Source organism: Rhodococcus sp. 114MFTsu3.1, from assembly GCF_000383555.1.
GTDB lineage: Bacteria > Actinomycetota > Actinomycetes > Mycobacteriales > Mycobacteriaceae > Rhodococcoides > Rhodococcoides fascians_E.
Genome location: NZ_KB911551.1, coordinates 67,041 through 87,701, shown reverse-complemented (window position 1 = coordinate 87,701; position 20,661 = coordinate 67,041). Strand labels below are relative to the sequence as shown.

The 20,661-nt window shown below is 65.8% G+C and carries 18 protein-coding genes; 10 read left to right on the top strand and 8 right to left on the bottom strand.

From position 1 onward, the window contains the following. The first annotated feature begins 14 nt into the window (after nt 1-14). From H292_RS0115395 to H292_RS0115380, 4 genes are read left to right on the top strand one after another with little or no spacing between them, the layout of a single operon-like run. On the top strand, nt 15-1,628 hold the full coding sequence (locus tag H292_RS0115395; RefSeq protein ID WP_026347915.1) for a phytoene desaturase family protein: 1,614 nt from the start codon (nt 15-17) through the stop codon (nt 1,626-1,628). Then, the gene (locus tag H292_RS0115390) at nt 1,625-2,440 is read left to right on the top strand and encodes a carotenoid biosynthesis protein (RefSeq protein ID WP_026347916.1); all 816 of its coding nucleotides are present in this window, start codon (nt 1,625-1,627) and stop codon (nt 2,438-2,440) included. Before H292_RS0115395 ends, H292_RS0115390 begins: the two co-directional genes overlap by 4 nt. Nucleotides 2,441-2,489: 49 nt before the next feature. Continuing rightward, nucleotides 2,490-3,188 (top strand): LppM family (lipo)protein, encoded by a 699-nt coding sequence (locus tag H292_RS0115385; RefSeq protein ID WP_019665939.1) that lies wholly within the window; start codon nt 2,490-2,492, stop codon nt 3,186-3,188. After that, entirely contained in the window at nt 3,185-4,336 is a 1,152-nt protein-coding gene (locus H292_RS0115380) for a glycosyltransferase (protein WP_019665940.1), read from the top strand. Before H292_RS0115385 ends, H292_RS0115380 begins: the two co-directional genes overlap by 4 nt. Nucleotides 4,337-4,375: 39 nt before the next feature. On the opposite strand, the gene metF is transcribed toward H292_RS0115380, so the two are convergent. Beyond that, nucleotides 4,376-5,302, bottom strand: a complete 927-nt coding sequence (gene metF / locus H292_RS0115375; RefSeq protein ID WP_170947570.1) for a methylenetetrahydrofolate reductase [NAD(P)H] — start codon at nt 5,300-5,302, stop codon at nt 4,376-4,378. Between the two features lie 120 nt (nt 5,303-5,422). Between metF and H292_RS0115370 the strand changes: the two genes are divergently transcribed. The 4 genes from H292_RS0115370 to H292_RS0115355 all read left to right on the top strand — a co-directional run bounded on the left by H292_RS0115370 (nt 5,423) and on the right by H292_RS0115355 (nt 10,988). Then, on the top strand, nt 5,423-6,610 hold the full coding sequence (locus tag H292_RS0115370; protein ID WP_019665942.1) for a polyprenyl synthetase family protein: 1,188 nt from the start codon (nt 5,423-5,425) through the stop codon (nt 6,608-6,610). 34 nt (nt 6,611-6,644) lie between these two features. Beyond that, complete coding sequence (gene crtI, locus H292_RS0115365) at nt 6,645-8,210, top strand: phytoene desaturase family protein (RefSeq protein ID WP_019665943.1); 1,566 nt, start codon at nt 6,645-6,647, stop codon at nt 8,208-8,210. Between the two features lie 143 nt (nt 8,211-8,353). Next, complete coding sequence (locus tag H292_RS0115360) at nt 8,354-10,000, top strand: alpha-(1->6)-mannopyranosyltransferase A (protein WP_019665944.1); 1,647 nt, start codon at nt 8,354-8,356, stop codon at nt 9,998-10,000. Then, nucleotides 9,993-10,988: a phytoene/squalene synthase family protein gene (locus H292_RS0115355; protein ID WP_019665945.1), complete on the top strand. Its 996-nt coding sequence runs from the start codon at nt 9,993-9,995 to the stop codon at nt 10,986-10,988. Before H292_RS0115360 ends, H292_RS0115355 begins: the two co-directional genes overlap by 8 nt. Here H292_RS0115355 and H292_RS0115350 read toward each other — a convergent pair. Then, the gene (locus tag H292_RS0115350; protein WP_019665946.1) at nt 10,960-11,331 is read right to left on the bottom strand and encodes an Rv2175c family DNA-binding protein; all 372 of its coding nucleotides are present in this window, start codon (nt 11,329-11,331) and stop codon (nt 10,960-10,962) included. The two genes, H292_RS0115355 and H292_RS0115350, sit on opposite strands and share 29 nt — an antisense overlap. A gap of 169 nt (nt 11,332-11,500) precedes the next feature. Between H292_RS0115350 and pknB the strand changes: the two genes are divergently transcribed. Further along, entirely contained in the window at nt 11,501-13,525 is a 2,025-nt protein-coding gene (gene pknB, locus H292_RS0115345) for a Stk1 family PASTA domain-containing Ser/Thr kinase (protein WP_019665947.1), read from the top strand. Between the two features lie 12 nt (nt 13,526-13,537). Here the strand turns inward: pknB and H292_RS0115340 are convergent, their stop codons facing one another. Together H292_RS0115340 and H292_RS0115335 are read right to left on the bottom strand one after the other, a co-directional pair. Next, entirely contained in the window at nt 13,538-14,926 is a 1,389-nt protein-coding gene (locus H292_RS0115340; RefSeq protein WP_019665948.1) for a class II 3-deoxy-7-phosphoheptulonate synthase, read from the bottom strand. 61 nt (nt 14,927-14,987) lie between these two features. After that, on the bottom strand, nt 14,988-15,473 hold the full coding sequence (locus H292_RS0115335) for a polyadenylate-specific 3'-exoribonuclease AS (RefSeq protein WP_019665949.1): 486 nt from the start codon (nt 15,471-15,473) through the stop codon (nt 14,988-14,990). 184 nt (nt 15,474-15,657) lie between these two features. Here H292_RS0115335 and H292_RS0115330 point away from each other — a divergent pair, with 184 nt between their 5' ends. Continuing rightward, nucleotides 15,658-16,977: a glycosyltransferase 87 family protein gene (locus H292_RS0115330; RefSeq protein WP_020111966.1), complete on the top strand. Its 1,320-nt coding sequence runs from the start codon at nt 15,658-15,660 to the stop codon at nt 16,975-16,977. A 16-nt stretch (nt 16,978-16,993) separates the two neighbouring features. Here H292_RS0115330 and H292_RS0115325 read toward each other — a convergent pair whose 3' ends face one another. The 4 genes from H292_RS0115325 to H292_RS0115310 form a co-directional block, all read right to left on the bottom strand. Beyond that, nucleotides 16,994-17,719: a lysophospholipid acyltransferase family protein gene (locus H292_RS0115325; protein WP_019665951.1), complete on the bottom strand. Its 726-nt coding sequence runs from the start codon at nt 17,717-17,719 to the stop codon at nt 16,994-16,996. A gap of 162 nt (nt 17,720-17,881) precedes the next feature. Continuing rightward, entirely contained in the window at nt 17,882-18,856 is a 975-nt protein-coding gene (locus tag H292_RS0115320; RefSeq protein ID WP_019665952.1) for an ROK family protein, read from the bottom strand. Between the two features lie 76 nt (nt 18,857-18,932). Then, nucleotides 18,933-19,388 (bottom strand): hypothetical protein, encoded by a 456-nt coding sequence (locus H292_RS0115315; RefSeq protein ID WP_019665953.1) that lies wholly within the window; start codon nt 19,386-19,388, stop codon nt 18,933-18,935. A 40-nt stretch (nt 19,389-19,428) separates the two neighbouring features. After that, on the bottom strand, nt 19,429-20,643 hold the full coding sequence (locus H292_RS0115310) for an ArsA family ATPase (RefSeq protein WP_080748663.1): 1,215 nt from the start codon (nt 20,641-20,643) through the stop codon (nt 19,429-19,431). Nucleotides 20,644-20,661: the final 18 nt, after the last annotated feature.

Genomic DNA, 20,661 nt, shown 5'->3' with positions numbered 1-20,661 from the left:
TATACGCTGGTGCCGTGATCGATGTTCTCGTAGTGGGCTCAGGCCACAATGCCTTGACTTCCGCGTGTTACCTGGCCGACGCCGGCCTGTCCGTCGAAGTCGTGGAGAAGGACACGATCGCAGGTGGTGGTGTGTCGTCCGCCGAGCGCTTTCCCGGACACCGAGTCGACCGTGGCTCGTCTGCTCACATCATGGTTCGGCATACCGGCATCGTCGAGGAACTCGGTCTGGCCGACCATGGTCTCGCCTACGTCGATTGCGATCCGTGGGCGATCGCTCCCGGCGCACCCGGTACCGACGACGAGGCCATTGTGTTTCGTCGCGACCTCGACGCCACCTGTGACTCCATCGCGCGGTCGTGCGGTGCTGCGGATGCGAAAGCGTATCGGACGTTCGTCGCGTCCTGGGGGCCGCGCAGCGCACGCACCATGAAAGCGTTCTCGGCGGCGCCGACGGGAGCCAATCTGGTGCGCTCCTTCTGGGGACTCGATGCGCCGGACGGCGGGAGTGCTCTCTCCCGCGAGTTCCTCACGACCGGCGACGCGCTGCTCGACGCCACGTTCTCGTCGGAGAGGCTGAAAGCTGCCCTCGCATGGTTCGGTGCGCAGTCCGGCCCGCCGATGTCGGAACCGGGCACCGCCCCCATGGTTGGCTTCGCCGCGCTGATGCACACACTTCCACCCGGTCGCGCCGTCGGCGGAAGCGGCGCGTTGACCGAGGCAATGATCTCGAAGCTCGTCGCCACGGGGGGTCGGCTCACCGTCGGTGACGGCGCCATATCAGTGGCGCGGTCCGGCGACGGGTGGACGACGCACACGGAATCGGGTCGGTCGATTCGCAGTCGCACGGTCGTCGCCGGCTGCCATGTTCTGACGACTCTGGACCTGCTCGACGCCGGAGGATTCGATCGTCGACGAACGGAGGCGTGGCGCCGAGGAATCCGCGTCGGGCCCGGCCTGGGAATGGCGGTCCGACTCGCGACCTCCGCCGTGCCGCAGTATTCCAGTGCACCATCGGTGCAGGACGGTACCTCCGGTCTGCAGTTGCTCGTGCACGATCGTCGGCAACTGCGCCGTGCGCACGGTCACGCCTTGGCAGGAGATCTGCCGCCCGAGCCTGCCGTCCTCGGGATGTCGTTCACTGCAATCGAACCGAGCGTGGCACCGGAGGGTGAACACCAGGTGTCCCTCTGGTCGCAGTGGCATCCGCACACCCTGTCCGACGGACGGCGATGGCGTGCGTCGGACACCGAGCGCGTGGCGACGGATCTTGCGGAGACCGAAGCCGACCGCATCGTGGACTCGCTCGAGTCGTACGCGCCCGGCTTCCGCGACACGATCCTGCACCGTTACGTCCAGTCCCCCACCGACATCGAGCGCGAACTGGGAATGATCGGCGGGAACATCATGCACGTGGAGATGTCCTTGGACCAGATGATGATCTGGCGTCCCGTCCCCGAACTCGCGGGCCATCGTGTGCCCGGTGCGCAGGGGTTGTACCTGACGGGCGCATCCACCCATCCCGGCGGCGGCGTGTCCGCGGCCAGCGGACGGACGGCGGCGAAGATCGCGTTGTCCGACCACGGCGGCGGCCGTGTCCGAGCGTGGCTGGGACGGAAGCGGCGATGAACAGATTCGTGTGGATCCTCGCCGGAAGTGCAGTGACGGCGCAGATCGTCTATCCGCTCGTGAGCGGCTCGAACCGCGATGTCGTGACTGTCGCCGTCGTCGCGCTCCTCGCGGCGTCCGCTCTCGTGCACGCCGCGATCACCCGGGGCGTCAAGTGGGCGGCAGTACTGTTCGTCACCACGGCCGGGCTCGGTATCGCTGCCGAGATCGTCGGCACCGCAACCGGGTTCCCGTTCGGCTCGTACTTCTACGCCACGAGTCGACTCGGCCCGGACATCCTCGGTGTTCCCGCGGTGGTGCCGTTGGCCTGGACGGCCGGCTTCTACCCCATCTGGTGCGCGGTCTCGCTTCTGCTGCACCGTGTCGGTCCGGATCAGCGAGCGCCGCTGCACCGGATCGTCATGACGGCGGTCGCAATGGTCGGTTGGGACCTCTACCTCGACACCCAGATGGTCACGGACGGGCAGTGGACATGGACCTCGCCCATCGCCGGACTCCCCGGGATCCCGTCGATTCCGGTGACGAATTATCTGGGCTGGTTCGTCGTGGCACTGTCGATGGCCGTGATCGTGGAGTTCGCCGGAAAGTCGGTGATCCGGACGGATCCGCCTCGTCTCACAGATTCCGCACCCATCGTCCTGTTCATGTGGACGTGGCTGGGCTCCGCCTTCGCGCACGCAGTCTTCCTCTCCGGTCCCGAATTTCGATTCTCCGCGATCTACGGGTTCGTCGTCATGGGGACCGTCGGCGTTCCCCTCGCGTGGACGTGGACCACCCGATCGAGGCGAAGGACGATCGACACGGCGCGGTGATCGTCACCGTGCGTCGTCGACCGGTCTGGTTCTCTGGCACGATGTCGCTGTGCAGTCGACATCACGCGAACGTAGTACTCGTAGACGGAACCGCATCGCGAAGGTGCTCGCGCTCACCCTGTTGCTCGCGCCGCTACTGACCGGGTGCCTCCGCGCCCAGGTGTCGATCGGTGTGTCCGCGGACGATCGGGTGTCCGGTCAGATCGTGGCCGCGACGATTCCCACGTCGGACGCCGACACCGGCCCCCAGTTGGTCGCACCGTCGACTCTTGCCAGCAAGATCCGCATCCAGGAGTACCGCCAGGACGGATACGTGGGCACCGAAGCTCGATTCAACGATCTGTCCTTCGGAGACGTGCAGACCCTCGGCCAGATGTCCGAACAGGCAACGGGCAGCTATCAACTGGTGCTCCAGCGCGCTGGGGACACCGTCACTCTGGACGGCAAGGCCGATCTGCAGAACGTTCCCGCTCAGGGCACGGACGTGCAGTTCACCATCGCGTTCCCGGCTCGAATCGGTACCACCAACGGAACCCGTGAGGGCGACAACATCATCACCTGGAAGTTGCCGGCGGGTGAGGTCACGTCGATGCGCGCCGAGGTCAACTACCCCGACCCGAACACACGCAGTTTCGCAGGATGGGCAGGAATCGTCGGGGGCGTCACCGTCGGCATCGCAGCGATCGTCGGCGCCATGGCGTGGGTGACACGCAATCCTCCCGTGCGACGCACACCGTCGTCCGTGTGACCGATTTCCGCGACGCGGTCAGGCGGGCGACGGCGGCCGGTGCGGCTCTCGCTGGTGTCGGTGCGGCGACGACGCTCGTCAATGCGCTGTCGATGAGGTCGCTGCGGCGGCCCACATCCGATGTTCCCGGCTCGGTCGCCGTCTGCATACCGGCAAGGAACGAGGTCGATCTGGTCTCGGCGGTCGTCACCGATCTACGGCAGCAGGTTCACTGCCCCACCCTCGAGGTGTTCGTTCTCGACGACGGGTCGACCGACGGCACGTTCGGCGCTGCCGTCGCCGCGGCTGATTCCGATCCACGGTTCGACGTACGCCGCTCGACGACGGAACCGCCACCGGGATGGACGGGCAAAGCGGCTGCCTGCCGCACGCTGGCGGCGCGAGCTCTGGCGGGCGAGCCCGACTGGATAGCGTTCGTCGACGCCGACGTGCGCCTGTCGGCCGGGGCGATAGCTGCGGCCGTGACGGAGCTCCGACGCGGGCGTAGCGCCCTCGTCAGTCCGTGGCCACGGCAACGGGCGGACAGCGTCGCCGAGCGTCTCGTGCAACCACTCCTGAGTTTCTCCTGGTTGTCGACGCTGCCGGTACGGGTCGCCAACACCTCGACCAGGCCGTCGACCGTCGTCGCGTGCGGTCAGTTCCTGATGTTCGACGCCGCCGCGTATCGAGATGTCGGGGGACACGAGTCGGTCGCGAGCAGCGCCACGGAGGATCTGGACATTGCCCGGGCGCTACGCAGGGCCGGGCACCGTACGGCCGTGGTGTTGGGTGGTGAGCTGGCCCGGTGCCGGATGTACGACGGTTGGTCCGATCTCCGCGCGGGATACAGCCGCTGGCTGTGGAGTGCGTTCGGCGGTCCGGTCGGTTCGACCGCGGTTCTCGGCGCGGCTGCGCTCGCCTACGTGCTTCCGCCCGTCGCTGCAGTGTTCGGCTCGGGCCGTACTCGTCGGTGGGGGCTCGTGGGGTACGGCGCGGCGGTGGCAGCACGTGTCGTGGCCGCCCGAGCCGAGTCGGGGGTCGTCGGTCCAGGAGCTGTTGCTGCAGCGTCGGTTCACCCGGTGTCCGTGCTGCTGTACGGCGCACTGACGGTCGACTCGTTTCTCAGATCGAGGACCGGCTCGATCACCTGGAAGGGTCGTCCGCTCTGACGAGTTCTCCGGGCACGTGCTACCGACAACCGTTGGGTCCTAGACCCTGGCGGCGCACAATCCGAGGTTGGTGAGCACTTCGCGCGTCGCCTTCGCGAAGTTCAGGGTGATGAAGTGCAACGCCGGTGCGCCTTCGGCGATCAGCCGCTCACCGATCTGCGTCGCGAGTTCGATACCCACTTCGCGCACCGCTGCCCTGTCCTCTTCTCGGCCGGTCCCGGCTGCGGCGGTGAAGCGGTCGTCCAACGCTTTCGGCAGCGCGGACCCGGACAGCGCCAGGGCCCGTCGCACCGTGCGAAGCGACGTGATCGGCATGATCTCCGGGACGATGGGCTTTGCCCCCTGCTCGGGGTCGAACGCGGCCACCCGATCTCGCAGACGGAGGTAGTCGTCGACGTCGAAGAACATCTGGGTGATGGAGTACTCGGCTCCTGCACGGAGCTTGTTCACCAGAACCTGGGTGTCCTGTTCCAGATTCAGCGCACGGTAGTGGCCTTCGGGGAACGACGCGACACCGACGTGGAAGTCGCCCAGCTCCCGCACGAGCGTGACCAGCTCGTCCGCGTATTCGACACCGTCCGGATGCTTTTCCCAGTCGCCGAGCGGATCACCGGGAGGGTCACCACGAAGGACCAGGATGTTGGAGATTCCGCGGTCCGCATAGGAACCGACCATGGATCGCAGCTCGTCCACACTGTGCGAGACGGCGGTCAGGTGCGCCACGGGCAGCAGCGTCGTTTCCTCGGCTATCTGGCCGGTGACACGCACCGTCCGATCCCTGGTGGACCCACCCGCCCCGTAGGTCATGGACACGAACGCAGGCTGCAGCTGCTCGAATTCCCGCACCGCGCGCCACAAACGAGCTTCACCGGCCTCGTCGCGAGGAGGTGAGAACTCGACGGAGAACGGAATCCGTGCCGCGCCGTCACTGCGCAGCCGGTCCACTATCGACGGCGTCCTCGTCACGAATCCGTCGCTCGACCGCCCCCTGACGGAATCAAATGTCACCGAGACATCATAGATTCTCGCCTGAGGTGGTGCGAGGGAAGGTCGCGGAGCGTGCGAATCGGACGCGGACCGCTACTGTTGAAACCGCAGCCTGCACGTTCGGATCGACTGGAGGATCTTCTGTCCGGGAAAACGACCACGCCCAGCACCGTCGACCCGACGACCGTCGACACCTCCGTCGGCGCACCGGTCGACTCGGCCGGTGCCACCGCACCTCGCGAGTTGGTCGAGACCGCTCTCGCGGAGTTCTTCGAATCCCGTCGTGAACAGGTCGCCGCCGTGGGCGGTGGGTACGCCTCCGCCGTGCGCGACCTGACCGAATTCGTTCTCCGGGGCGGCAAGCGCGTCCGCCCGTCGTTCGCGTGGAGTGCCTGGCTCGGCGCAGGCGGGCAGCCGTCGGGCGATGCGGCTGCGGCGGTGATCAAAGCCTGCTCGTCGCTCGAGCTGGTTCAGGCCTGCGCACTGATCCACGACGACATCATCGACTCCTCCACGACGCGTCGCGGTTTCCCGACGGTGCACGTTGCTCTCGCCGATCGCCACCGGTCCGCCGGCTGGGCAGGCTCGTCGGCCAGGTTCGGTGAATCGGCCGCGATTCTGCTGGGAGATCTCGCCCTGTGCTGGGCGGACGACATGCTGCGCGAGTCCGGAATCGATGCGGACGCCTCCGCGCGCGTGTCGCCGGTGTGGTCGTCGATGCGACTCGAAGTGCTCGGTGGACAACTTCTGGACATCGAAGCCGAGGCCGGGTTGGACGAGTCCGTCGAGGCAGCGATGCGCGTCAACCGCTACAAGACCGCGGCGTACACCGTCGAACGTCCTCTGCACCTGGGCGCCGCCCTGGCCGATGCGTCACCCGAGCTGATTGCGGCGTTCCGTTCCTTCGGCACCGACATCGGACTGGCGTTCCAACTCCGCGACGATCTGCTCGGCGTGTTCGGCGATCCGGCGATCACCGGGAAACCGTCGGGCGACGACATCCGCGAGGGTAAGAGGACCGTGCTGATGGCCGTTGCGTTGGCCGATGCGGATGGGCCGTCCGCCGCGTTGATCCGCGAGTCGCTCGGCGATCACGAACTGTCCGAGGAGCGTATCGGCGACGTCCGAACAGCGTTGACCGAGCTGGGTGCCGTCGACGATGTCGAACGCAGGATCTCGGATCTCACCGAACGAGCCTTCGTGGCGCTCGACAACAGCGAGTGCGAGCCAGGTGCGGCCGAACAACTGCGGCGCATGGGCACAGCAGCAACACAGCGCAAGTACTGACGTACACGCTCCGAACACCTGACGAAAGGCTCACGTGCGCGCCATCAATGGACCCACGAACTCGGTGGTCGTCGTAGGAGCCGGATTGGCCGGTCTCTCGGCAGCACTGCGTCTCCTCGGTGCGGGACGGTCGGTGACGGTGCTCGAACGCGAGCAGTCCGTCGGCGGCCGGGTCGGCATCTATCCCGTACAGGACGAGGACGGATCGCACCTGTACGACATCGACAACGGGGCCAGTGTGCTCACGATGCCCGACCTGATCGAATCCGCCCTCGCCGCCGTGGGTGAGACGTTCCAGTCCGTCACCCCGGTGATCGAACTCGAATCGTTGGCGCCGAGCTATCACACGCGCTACGCCGACGGCACGTCCATCGACGTCTTCGCGGACCCGGAGGTGATGGCCGCGGAGGTGGAGAAGAAGTGCGGCGCTGCCGAGGCCGAGGGGTATCGATCGCTACGCCGCTGGCTCGCTGCGATCTTCGACTCGGAGTTCGATCGGTACATCGACTCCAACTTCGACTCGCCTCTCGATCTCGTGTCGACTCCGGCGGCCTTGCGCGACACCCTCACCCTTGCCCGTCTGGGCGGGTTCGGCAAGCTCGGACCCAAGGTGGATCGCTTCCTGAAGGACGATCGCTTGCGTCGAGTGTTCACTTTCCAAGCCCTGTACGCGGGGATGGCGCCTGCGCGGGCACTCGCGGTCTACGGCGCGATCGCTCACATGGACACTTCGCTCGGGGTGTACTTCCCCGTGGGCGGAATGGCGACGATCGCGGCGGGAATGGCCGATGCAGTCCGCAAGCACGGCGGTTCCGTCGTCACCGGCACCGAGGTCGCGGACATCGTGGTCACCGACGGCCGGGCGACGTCGGTGGTCACGTCCGACGGCACCGAGTTTCCGTGTGACGCACTTGTCCTGACGCCGGATCTCCCCGTCGTCGACGCGCTGTTGGACCGAGCGGACGTCACTTCCGCGGGCCGACGCCGTGGCTACGGCCGGGTGTCGCCGTCGGCGGTGGTCTTCCACGGCACCGTGCCCACGTCCGTGACCGCGACGTGGCCGAGCGAGTCGCACCACACCATCGACTTCGGGGCGGACTGGGCGGCGACTTTCCGCCGTATCACCGCTCGTTCCGGGCGTGGCTCCCTCATGAGCGATCCGTCGCTACTGATCACGCGTCCCTCGGTGTCCGATCGGTCGTTGCTGGTTCATCGGGGTGGAACGGCGTGTGAGCCGGTGTCCGTGCTCGCCCCGTGCCCCAATCTGGACAGCGCACCGCTGGACTGGGCGCGGCTGCGCGACCCTTACGTCCGGGAGCTGGGGATCGAGCTGGAGCGCCGCGGGTACCACGGGATACGGTCGATGACGATCGATCACATCGACACGCCGCAGACGTGGGCCGATCGCGGGATGGTGGAAGGTTCGCCGTTCTCCTCGGCTCATGTCTTCCGTCAGACCGGCCCGTTCCGACGCCGGAATCTCGTGGCCGGGCTCTCGAACGTCGTGTTGGCGGGTTCGGCGACCACGCCGGGTGTCGGCGTGCCGACAGTACTGGTGTCCGGCAAACTGGCCGCCGAGAGAATCGTCGGCGCACCGTGACATCCGCCCGAGTCGCGGGATGGTTCGGATCGTGCGAAATCACCAACTAAACTGACTGCGGCCATCGGCGCGGTGCTTCGTGTTCACCGTCCGGACCACACGCACTTCAAGTCCGCGACACCGAGAGGAGGATGACAGCAACGATGTCCCCGGTTCAGGGTTCGGCCCCATCCGAGAAACCCGGCGACAGCACCGTTTCGAGCACTGCTTCCTCCTCGGGTGCGGCGGGTGATTCCCGGGTTCGACACCTCGCTTCGTTTCTTCGTAGTCCGGAAGGCCACGCTGCCGTCCTCGGAGTCGTGGGCGCGGCGCTCATCACGTTCGGTGGCTTCGGCGCAGGCAGTGTCCGGCGCCGCGATCCGTTGCTCGAAGCCATGCACCTGTCGTGGCTACGGTTCGGCCACGGTCTGATTCTCTCCAGCATCCTCGTGTGGGTCGGTGTCCTTCTGATGATCGTCGCCTGGGTCCGGCTGGGCCGCGCGACGCTCGGTGGCCGCACCTCGCTGCGAGAGTTGCGTTGGGTGGTCCCGGCGTGGACGGCGCCGTTGTTGCTGGCCGTCCCGATGTTCAGCCGGGATGCTTACTCGTACTTGGCGCAGGGGGCGTTGCTACGCGACGGCTTCGACCCGTACGCCGTCGGTCCGGTGGCCAATCCCGGAATGCTGTTGGACAACGTGAGCAATGTCTGGACCACGACGACGGCACCGTACGGGCCGCTGTTCCTCCTGCTGGGTCAAGCCATCACGAGTATCACCGGCGACAACGTCGTGGCGGGGACGATGCTGCTGCGGATCACGATGCTGCCGGGCCTCGTGTTGATGATGTGGGCCGTCCCACGTCTGGCGTCGCACCTCGGCGGCAGGCCCGCTATCGCGCTGTGGCTCGCCGTCCTCAACCCACTCGTACTCATCCATCTGATCGGCGGCGTTCACAACGAGCTCCTGATGGTCGGTCTGATGACCGCTGGAATCGTCCTGGTTCTCGAACGCAAGCACGTTGCGGGCGTCGCGCTGGTCGCGGTGGCGGTCGCGATCAAGGCAACGGCCGGGCTGGCGTTGCCGTTCATGGTGTGGATCTGGATGATTCACGAACGGGAGAAAGCCGTCGCGGAGAATCGTGCACCGTCCTCCCCCATCGTGTCGTTCGCCAAGACAGCGGGAACCGGCGCAGGAGTGTTCGCCGCGGTGTTCGCGATCGCGTCCGTCGTGGCCGGTGTCGGAATCGGGTGGCTGACGGCGTTGTCCGGCTCGGCCAAGATCATCAACTGGCTATCCCTGCCCACGATCCTCGCGCACCTCGTCACCGTCAGCACGTCGTGGTTCCTGGATCTCCGTCTCGGCCCTGTACTCGAAGTGACACGGATGCTGTGTGCGCTCGCGTTGGCGGTCATCATCGTCGGTACCTGGTGGTTGTTCCGCAGAACCGAACGGGACGCGGTGAAGGGCATCGTCATCGCGCTCGTCGCTATCGTCGTTCTCTCCCCCGCCGCTCTGCCGTGGTACTACTCGTGGCCGCTGGCGCTCGCGGCCGGTTTCGCGTTGTCGACCAGGACGTTGATGGTTCTCGTGGGGCTGTCCACCTGGTTGATGCTCGTGTTCCGGCCCGACGGATCGATCGGGCTGTACACGGTTGCGCATGTCGCGCTCGCAACGTTCGCGGCCGTGGTCGCTGCGGTGTCGTTGACTCGGGTGGATCCGCTCCGCCTACGCGGACACCCCGAGAAGAGAAGTCCGAGGAAGACGTCCGAGCTCGACACGACGGACCGCACGAGTACGGCCGACCATGGGTGAACTCGACGCGATCGACCCAGCACTGCACGACGCATACCGCCTGTGCCGGGATCTCAATGCCCGCCACGGTAAGACGTACTTCCTCGCGACGAGGCTTCTTCCGGTCGAGAAGCGCGCTGCCGTGCATGCTCTCTACGGGTTCGCGCGCATGGTGGACGACATCATCGACGTCGACGTCGACGGGTCTCTGACCGAAACAGACACGGCTGCAACGTCTCTGGCACCCGCGGACGAACGTGCGGCCGCCTCCGTCGACGAGCTCGAACTGCGAGTGACGGCGGCTCTGAACGGCGAGCAACTCGGCACCGGTCCGTCGGACATGGTCCTTCGCGCCTTCGTGGACACCGTGAACCGGTACCACATCGATCATGAGTACTTCCGTGCGTTCTTCCATTCGATGCGCATGGACATCCCGGGCACCGAGTTCTTCAAGGCCCGCTACCGGACCATGCCCGAACTTCGTGAATACATGTACGGGTCCGCGGCCGTCATCGGCCTCGAGATGCTGCCTATTCTGGGCACTGCCGTCGACGGTGCGGAGGAGCCTGCCGCTGCCCTCGGCGAAGCCTTCCAGCTGACCAACTTCATTCGGGACATAGGCGAGGACCTCGACCGAGACCGGATCTACCTGCCCACCGACGAGCTCGCGGCGTTCGGCGTGGACGAGGATCTTCTTCGGTACTGCCGTCGGGAGAAACGAACCGATCCGCGGGTGGACCGCGCGCTTGCCCACTTGATCGTGCACACCCGCGCGATCTACCGGGTCGCGGATCCAGGGATCGATTTTCTCGATCCTCGGGTGCGCCCAGGTATGCGGACCGCGTCGCTCCTCTACAGCGGAATTCTGCGCGAGGTCGAGGAGAACGGCTACCGAGTGCTGTTCGAGCGAGCGCGGGTGTCGCGCGGACGGAGGCTGTCGGTGGCGGCGCCGAGGCTGCTCGCCACCGGGTGGATCAACCTCAGAACGCCATCGCCTGCGCGCGCCTGATCACCTCGCGCATGAGGTGACCGTGCATCGCGTCGATGGGCCGACCGGGGAGGCTGTCGTCGGCCTCGAACAGCCACTTCAGAATCTCCTCGTCCTCGAATCCGCCGTCGTGGAGAACGGCGAGCAGTCCGGGAAGTCCTTTGACGATCTCGCGGCGTTCGGCGTCGAGAAAGACCTCGGGTACGCCGGGGACGCGTTCACGCTTGACTGCCAGGAGCTGGCGGTCGCGAAGCATCTGCTCGACCCTCGACTTCGGAACCTCGAGGATTTTGCTCACGTCCGTCAGCTGTAGCAGCGATTCGGACGGATCGAGGACGTCGCCTGAGTAAGGGATTGTGCTCACTGCAGTAACGTTAACTGCTTCGGTCTCGTATACGAAAAACGCCCGTACCGCGCACGAACGCGGGCCGAGACGACGTCGGTGCTCGGTGCGGCCGAGACGAAGTCGATACCAACCCTGGCTACCATCACGTAGGCAGCGCCCACTTTTTCCACAGGAGGTAGACGAGGTGATGTGGAAAGATCTGCATGGATCCGTTTCGACGGGTTCGTTGCTGGATCGGCGCTACCGGATCGACGCGCCCATCGCACGTGGCGGAATGTCGACCGTGTACCGCGCACTCGACACCCGGCTGGACCGACCGGTCGCAGTCAAGATCATGGACCCCAAGTTCGCCGAGGATCCGCAGTTCGTCGCCCGGTTCGAGTTCGAGGCGAGGGCCGTGGCCAGGCTCAACAATCCGGGCCTCGTCGCTGTGTACGACCACGGCCGAGACGGAGAGTTCGCGTTTCTGGTCATGGAGTTGGTGGAGGGCGGAACCCTGCGCGAACTTCTCCGTGAGCGTGGGCCGATGCCGCCGCACGCGGCTGCCGCGGTGGTCCGACCGGTTCTCGACGCCCTGGGTACCGCTCACCGTGCAGGCCTCGTTCACCGCGACATCAAACCCGAGAACATTCTCATCTCGGACGGCGGGGACGTGAAGATCGCCGATTTCGGCCTCGTTCGAGCCGTGGCGGCCTCGAATGCCACGTCGAGTTCCGTCATTCTGGGCACAGCCGCCTATCTCTCGCCCGAACAGGTGACGACCGGGTCCGCCAATGCGGGCAGCGACGTGTACGGCGTGGGTGTCGTCCTGTTCGAGTTGCTGACCGGGCGTACCCCCTTCAACGGTGACACGTCCCTCTCGATCGCGTACCAGCGGATCGACAACGATGTTCCCCATCCCAGCGCGTACATCGCTGGTGTACCGCCGGAATTCGACGAGCTGGTGGCCCGCGCCACCGATCGAGACCCGGCCTCCAGGTTCCAGAACGCCGACGAGATGGCACGTGCGCTCCGCGTGGTGTGTGGACGGTTGGAACTGCCCCCGTACCGCGTGCCTGCGCCGCGGCGTTCGGCCGAACATCGCAGTGCTGCAGCGTTGGGTGCGCCCACCACGTTCGCCGGCGAGCGCCCCGCCGCCGAACCACCCACCCAGGTGGTGTCGTCCACGCCCCCACCGGATGCTGTGGTGCATCACACCCGCGTTCAGACTGCACCGACGTATCGCGGCGACGCTTCGGGACCGACCGTCGACGACGACTCGGCCGATGCCGCACCGTCGCGCGCACCGGGTCGCCGCGAGTACCAGTTCCCCGACTTCGATGCCGACCGGCAGCGTTCGCGCCGAGCCATCGTCATCTGGCTGACCATCGTCGCGCTACTGGCGGTCGCCGTGGGAATCGGAGGTTGGTGGATGGGATCGGGCAGATACACCTCCGTCCCCGAAATCGGCGGATTGGATCTGCAGAGCGCACAGAGCACGCTCGCGGCCGCGGACCTGGAGAACACCGTCCAGGGCACCTACTCGGACACCATGCCGGTCGATGCTCTGATCGGCACCGACCCGGCCTCCGGTTCACGGGTGGCGAAGGGCGACACCGTCGACGTGCTCGTGTCGCTGGGCAAGCCGACCGTTCCGGACATCACGTCGAACATCTCGATCGGTGACATGCAGGATCTGTTGCGTGAGCGAACTTTCGAACCGGTCGACGGCGGTGAGGCTTTCAGCACCACCGCACCCGTCGGCGGGGTCGCGGCGTTGGATCCGGCGCCGGGAACCACACTCGCCGTCGGCGACACCGTCAAGATCCTGCGTTCCAAAGGCGCACCGCCGGTGGATGTTCCGGACGTGAACGGCTTGACGGCCGAGGAGGCGACGGCAGCGCTCGCCGCCGTCGACATCTCGGTGTCAGGCACCCAGGAGCAGTTCGACAAGGACGTCGACGGCGGCCGCGTCGCGGGTACGTCACCGGAGATCGGCACGTCCGTCACCGCGGGAAGCAGTGTGGAACTGCAGATCTCGAACGCGGTGTCGGTGCCGTCACTGCTCGGCCGGTCCGTCGGCTCGGCACGAGAGACGGTTCAGCGGTTGGGCTTGGACGTACAGGTCCGTCAGGTCTTCGACACCGACGGCTCACTCGTGGTGTCGCAGACCCCGGGGCCTGGATCCAGAGTGGCCCCGGGGTCGACGGTCACCGTCGTGTCGTTGCCCTGATGCGGCAGTACTTCAGCCGCGCAGCATCTCCGCGACCAGGAAGGCGAGTTCGAGCGACTGCTGAGTGTTGAGCCTGGGGTCGCACGCTGTCTCGTAGCGCCCGGCCAGATCCAGATCCGAGATCTCCTGAGCGCCACCGAGGCACTCGGTGACGTTGTCCCCGGTCAACTCGACGTGCAGTCCACCCGGATGCGTTCCGAGCGCGCGGTGGATCTCGAAGAAGCCCTGAACCTCGTCGACGATTCGGTCGAAGTGTCGCGTCTTGTATCCCGTCGACGCCTCGTGCGTGTTCCCGTGCATGGGGTCGCACTGCCAGATGACCTGGTGTCCGGTGGCCTGCACCTTCTCGATGATGGGCGGCAGTAGCTCACGGACCTTGCCGTTGCCCATCCGCGAGATGAGGGTGAGCCGGCCGGGCTTGTTCGTCGGGTCGAGGCGTTCGACGTATTCCACGGCCATGTCCGGCGTGGTGGACGGCCCGATCTTCAGCCCGATGGGATTGTTGATCAACTCTGCGAGCGCGATGTGCGCCCCGTCGAGCTGACGGGTCCGGTCGCCGATCCACAGGAAGTGCGCGGACAGGTCGTACAGCTTGGGATGTTCGGCGTCAGCGTTGTCCAGCCGCAGCATCGCGCGCTCGTAATCCAGTACCAGTGCCTCGTGACTGGCGAAGATCTGCGCGGTTTCAAGGTTGGGATCCTTGACACCACAGGCGTCCATGAACCGCAGACCACGATCGATCTCCCCCGCCAACGCCTCGTACCGGGCACCGGCAGGCGAGTTCTGGACGAACTCACGGTTCCAATCGTGCACCTTGTGCAGATCTGCCATACCTGCGCCGGTCAGGGCGCGCACGAGGTTCATCGCAGCGCTCGCGTTGGCGTACGCGCGCACCAGGCGAGACGGATCGTGCTGGCGGACAGCCTCGTCCGCGACGAGGGAGTTGACCATGTCACCGCGGTAGGACTTGAGGCCCAGCGCGTCGACATCGGCCGACCTGGGCTTGGCGTACTGGCCGGCGATCCTGCCTACCTTGACCACCGGCAGGCTCGCGCCGTACGTCAGAACGACCGCCATCTGCAGCAAGGTGCGGATGTTGCCCTTGATGTGCGGCTCCGTGTTGTCGACGAACGTCTCCGCACAATCACCACCCTGGAGCAGGAAGGCCTCACCCCGCGCGACCGCGGCCAGCTGGTCCGACAAGGACTCGACCTCGCCTGCGACGGTGATCGGGGGAACGCTCTCGAGCACTTTCCGCATGTCGGCTGCCTGGGCCGAATCCCACGACGGCTGCTGCGCCGCCGGCCGTGCGAGCGCGTCGTCGAGTTGCTGGCGCAATGTCGACGGCAAGGGCGGCAGGTCGGGCAAGCGGTCGATGGGTACGTCGACAGTCCAGTTCACCGCTACAGGATATTCGCACCGATACCGGTGCCGGCGTCGGGCTCCCCTGTCCGTCGCCGTGTCAGCTCGAGGCGTCCTCGACGGCCCTGTATTTGGCGAGATTGTGCCGGGCGTCGGCCAATGCGTCGTGTGCATCGTCGGGCGCGGGAGGCAGATACGGACTACCTCGGTCCTCCCAGTGTTGACGAAGCTCGCGAGTGAACCGCGGCAGCGATCGAGGCAGCTCGGTCATCGATCCCCATAGCTGACACAGCGCGACATGGTCGTATGCGGCGACCCAGGCCCACAGTTCCACTTCGGCACCCGGGTACGGCACCAGGAACTCCAGCAGCTCGTCGCGGATTCTCGCGCGGCTCTTCCACAGCGGCGACGAGTACGGTGGCAGCTTGGGAAGGACGTTCCGGCGGACCCACTTGCCCGCCCGCTCGGGATCGAACTCGGAGGACACGGCGTAGAACTCACGTCCGTCCTCGGAGACCACAGCGATCGAGACCAGCTCGATTGTGCGACCATCCTCGATGAACTCGGTGTCGTAGAAGTAGCGCACGCTTCGAAGACTATCGGTCAGCCACAGGGTCGGCGTGAGTGGAGCCTGCGGAATGAATCAGGCTCAGCAGTGAGTGGAGCCTGCGGAATGAATCAGGCTCAGCAGTGAGTGGAGCCTGCGGAAGAATCGGGGTGGGTGGTGCCACACCGTCGTCAATCGCTATCGAGCACGCAGAAGGAACACGATGCTGGAAACACCCGAGATCGCCGCGGATCCGTCGGCGGGATCGACGCGACGTCGCACGTCGCCGTCGCTCGTCGCCGTGTGCGTGATCATCGCGGCCGCAGCGTTGGCGGGCATCGCGTACAACATTCTCGGCTTGCCCGGTTTACGTGGGCTGACACCTCTTGGGAACTACTACCGGATCGACCTGGACGTCTACCGAATCGGCGGTGGCGTGTTCGCGTCCGGTTCGCCGTTGTACGGGCAGATGCCTCCGACTGCGCTGGGCAACACTCTTCCCTTCACGTACCCGCCCATTGCCGCTGTTCTGTTCAGTCCGTTGTCCGCGGTGAGCCTGTACTGGGCGAACATCATCGTGACGAGTGTGTCGCTGGTGTTGCTGTTCGCCACCATCGTGCTGACGTTGAGGTCGCTCGGCGTGGCGTCTTCCCTCGGCGCCTCGGTGTCCGCATGGAGGGAACAGCACCTACCCGGTCCTGTTCTGTTGTGGTCCGCGGCCGGGATCTTCGCCGCTGCGCTTCTGCTCGAGCCTGTGTTCTCGACTCTCGACTACGGGCAGATCAACATCGTGCTGATGGCGTTCGTCGCCGCCGACTGCCTGCTTCGTAAGACTCCGTGGCCGCGCGGACTCCTCATCGGTTTCGTTGCCGCGGTGAAGCTGACACCTGCCGTTTTCGTCCTGTACTTCCTGCTTCGCAAGGACTTTCGTGCTGCCGTCGTGGCCGGTATCAGCTTTGCTGCGTTCACCGCACTCGGATTCCTGATCACGTTCTCGGACTCGGTGACCTACTGGACCGACACATTGATCGATTCCGACCGAATCGGTAGGCCCGCGTACCCCGCGAATCAGAGCATCACCGGTGTGCTCGCGCGATTCGGACTCGACGATTCGCTTCGCTCGGTTCTCTGGATCGCCCTGTCGTGCTGCGTCCTCGCGGTGGCGGCGCTTGCGATGCGCCGAGCTTTCTCGGCCGGGCAAGGCGCCCTGGCCCTGGGAGTGAACGCGATCTTCGGTTTGCTGGTGTCTCCGGTGTCCTGGTCTCACCACTGGGTATGGGTGGTTCCGTTCATGGTGGCACTTTCTGCACTCGCCTACCGCAGGCGTAGCTACCTGACGCTGGCGTTCGTCGGCGTCGGCGTCGTCCTGATGCACTTCGCGCCGCACTGGCGGCTGGCACCCGGCCGCTACTCGGGACTCGGGTGGCCGCTGTGGGACCAGGTAGCGGCGTCGTCGTACGTTCTCTGGGGCGCCGCTGCTCTCGTCGTCGTCATCGCGCTGCTTCGCTCGCCCGGAGTCGGTCGAACCCCGTCTTCGTCCTGACGACCCCGCAGAACACTCAGCTCGCGCGGGTGTCCGGGATTCGCTCGGAACCTGCGACGGCGGAGTCCTCGGGCTTCTTCTTCATCGACGCCGCGTACACGTCCACGTACTCCTGACCGGACAGCAACATCAGGTCGTACATGACTTCGTCGGTGACTGCGCGCTCGACGAAGCGGTTGCCCGCCATGCCGTCGAAGCGCGAGAAGTCGATGGGCTTACCGATCTTGATGGTGATCTTCGCCGGCCGCCACATCTTGGAACCGATGGGGTTCATCTTGTCGGTGCCGATCATCGCGACGGGAACCACCTGAACACCGGTCTGCAGAGCAAGCCGCGCCATGCCCGTCTTGCCCTTGTACAACCGACCGTCGGGCGAACGGGTGCCCTCGGGATAGATACCGAGGAGCTTGCCCTTGCCGATGACTCGCGCGCCTGCATTCAACGCGTCCTGCGCCGCATCCGCTCCGGTCCGGTCGATGGGGACCTGACCGACCGCGGTGAAGAACCACTTCTGGAATGCGCCCTTGAGCCCGGGGCCGGTGAAGTACTCGCTCTTCGCGAGGAACGTGATGCGCCGCTGCACTTTCAGCGGCAGGTAGAACGAGTCGAGAACCGCCTGATGGTTGCTGGCGAGGATCATCGGTCCTCGCGCAGGAATGTTCTCGAGGCCCTCTATCGTCGGCCTACCCAGTGCAACCAGGAGCGGACCGATGAGGACGTACTTGAACAGCCAGTACCACATGGCGTCCTTCCTGGTGAGACCAACGATGTCGAGTATCGGGTGCAGAGGAAACTGTACCTACCGTTTATGACGCCAGCCACAGATAGTGCGCACACGGGAGAAGCATCACAGAACCGGACCGTGAGGTCGCGTCCGGACCGTCGGCGCGAGGCCTCGCCTGCGTCAGTGCGACGCCGTCGAGAACGCGCTTCGTGCAAGGTCGGCCGCACCGATCATTCCGGCGGCTTCGCCTAGCTGGGTGGCGCGGATGGTCGCGAGTGGGCGGTGCCCCGCACCCGTCACCAGGCGTGCACAGTGCTCGGTCGCTTCGTTGAGAAATTGACTGGACGACGTCGCCACTCCGCCGGCGATCACGATCAGATCGGGATCGTAGACATCGCTCACCATGGACAGCCCGACACCGAGCCACCGAGAGAACTCGTGCATGGTGCGGATACCGATCTCGTCGCCGTCCTGAGCCGCCGAGGCGATCCTCCGTCCCGTCAGCGAACCGGGATCGAGAAAGACCTCACGGGCCAGAATTGTCGACGAACCCTGATCTGCGGCAAGAAATTCGACCGCAGTGTCCACCAATGCCGTTCCGCTGCAGTACCGTTCCCAGCAACCTCGCTTGCCACAGGGGCAGGCACGACCGTCGGGGACAACTTGGATATGCCCGAGTTCCGGTGCCACACCGTAACTTCCGCGGTAGATCTTGCCGTCGATCAGAAGCGCGGCACCGATACCCGTTCCGATGGCGACCATCACGACGTTGCGCCCGTCGGCTGCAGCACCGAATCGGTACTCGGCCCACGCCGCCGAGTTCGCGTCGTGCTCCAGCACGACGGGCAACCCGATACGATCGCTCATCCGTTTGGCTACCGGGCTACCCACCCATGGGAGATGCGGGGCGAATCGGACCGACGTTCGATCGGAATCGAGGAAACCTGCGACCGCCAGACCGACTGCCTCCACGGGGTGCCGAGTCGCGAGTTCGCGGACGACACGCTCCAACCCGCGCTCGAGGGCCGCAGCGGTGTGCGGCGTCGGCGACTGGGTGGAATCGATGACCTGACCGGACGCGTCGACAACGGACGCACGCAAACTGGTGCCTCCGACGTCGATACCGATCGTGAGTGATTGACGCTGCCGTTTCATTGTCCGACCTTTCTCGGCCGCCCCCAACGGCTATCTCGAGCTTTCGTGCTTCGGCCACCCCAGGAACGGCTGTCCGTCAGTTCCCGGGCTTCTCGGTGGCCGCATCTTTCACGGTAACCGTAATCGGAACGAACTTCGCTCGTCGAACTATCGGGTCTTCCGTGTCGTGCCCGACAGTGCTGTCCCCGCCGTGAGGCATGTCACCGGAGGTGTCTTCCACCGACGACGACGCTGCGGTGTCGCGTGCACCGGCGTAGCCCTCACCAGGAGCAGGGCGGCCCGCGTGCTCGGCCATGATCTGCCTCAGCAACGCCAGAACCGTCGCACCCTCGGAGGCGAGCAGTGTCAACAGGTCGTGCTGCTCCCCCCGCAGCAAGGCAGCCAGCGCGCAGACCGGGCACCAACTGCACCCCTGCTTCGGTCGTTCGCTCTGCTCCTCGACAGCCTGACGGAGAACAGGTTCCAACCTCGTCAGCACCGTCTCCGCGAGCGACCACAATTCAGCCGCGACATCCGAATGGCGCTCGTTCACGTCGAACTCACGCCCCGACGAGCGTCCCGCGCACTGACCTTCATGCCGGCCACACCGCCGGGTCGGGACGGAAACGGATGACGAGGCGCCCGGCGTCGAACTCCGCACCGAGCACGATGCATCGCCTCAAGACGGAAGCGAGCCGAACGCGCCTGCGAACGCCGTCGGCCCCGATGATCACGTCGTCGTCCACGCGTCCGAGAGTGAGGGTCGACGGATCGACGAGCGGCAGAACCATCGTCATCGCGTAGATCGACTCCAACCCTGTTCCTGACTCGTGCGCGACGGTCGGCGTGTCCGTTCCCGGTCGCTCGTCCGTCGTGTCGGTGGTCCGTTGCGTGTTCAGTGCAGCAAGAGAGACCAACCCTACCGGCTCCTGGGACGCCTGTTCCACGACGACGACGGCCGTACCTGCCGCCAGGTCGGACACCTCTCCGAGAACCTCCTGTTGAGCGGACCGCCACCCTTCGAACCAGAAGACGGCGGGGTGCGCTCCGACCAAGCCGATCGACGACGAATTGAGCAGCGGCAGAACTTTGTTGACGACGATCGTGTCCACGGCCAGACCCGTCAGCGCAGCCGCGGACAACGTCCGCCTGGCTTCGGCGACGCCGACTCGGTCCGGGGTGAGCACCACCGTCATCGATGTTCGAGAGTGGTCGAGGAACAGTTCCCTGATACGTTCCGCCGCGGTGACGATGTTCTCCAGCATCGCGACGACGAGGGTCAGTCTCGGGTCCGTGCCGGTTCCGGCGACGATCCGGTCGTGGCGCGGCCAGAGCCGTTCGAGATACCCGGCAACGAGGTCCGGCAGTTGAAGAATGCGCAGTGCGTCCGCGGTGGCCGGAAGGTCGACGAACACAGTGTCCCAACGGGATTGGTCTATGAGATCGACCAACCGATCGAGACCGACGAGTTCCTGCACCCCTGGAGCGCCGATGATCTCCTCGGGATCGACCGCACCGAACCGGACTCCGTGTTCGTGGCCGGCGCCGGCCATGGACAGGATGGAGGTCAACGCGGCGTATTTCGTCGCCACCAGGGCCAGAGTGTCCAGTTCGAGAACGTCCAATCCGGGCTCGACCGCCGCGGGCTCGGCGCCGCCCGCTCGGCCGTTGTTCACGCCGAGCACGTCGGTCACCGAGTGCGCTTGATCGAACGAGACGACGAGAGCTCGCGATCCCGCCCGGACGTCGTCGATAGCCGACTTCAGCGCAAACGTCGTTTTGCCCGCACCGCCTTTACCGACGAACAGCCGGACTGCAGTGCGGGC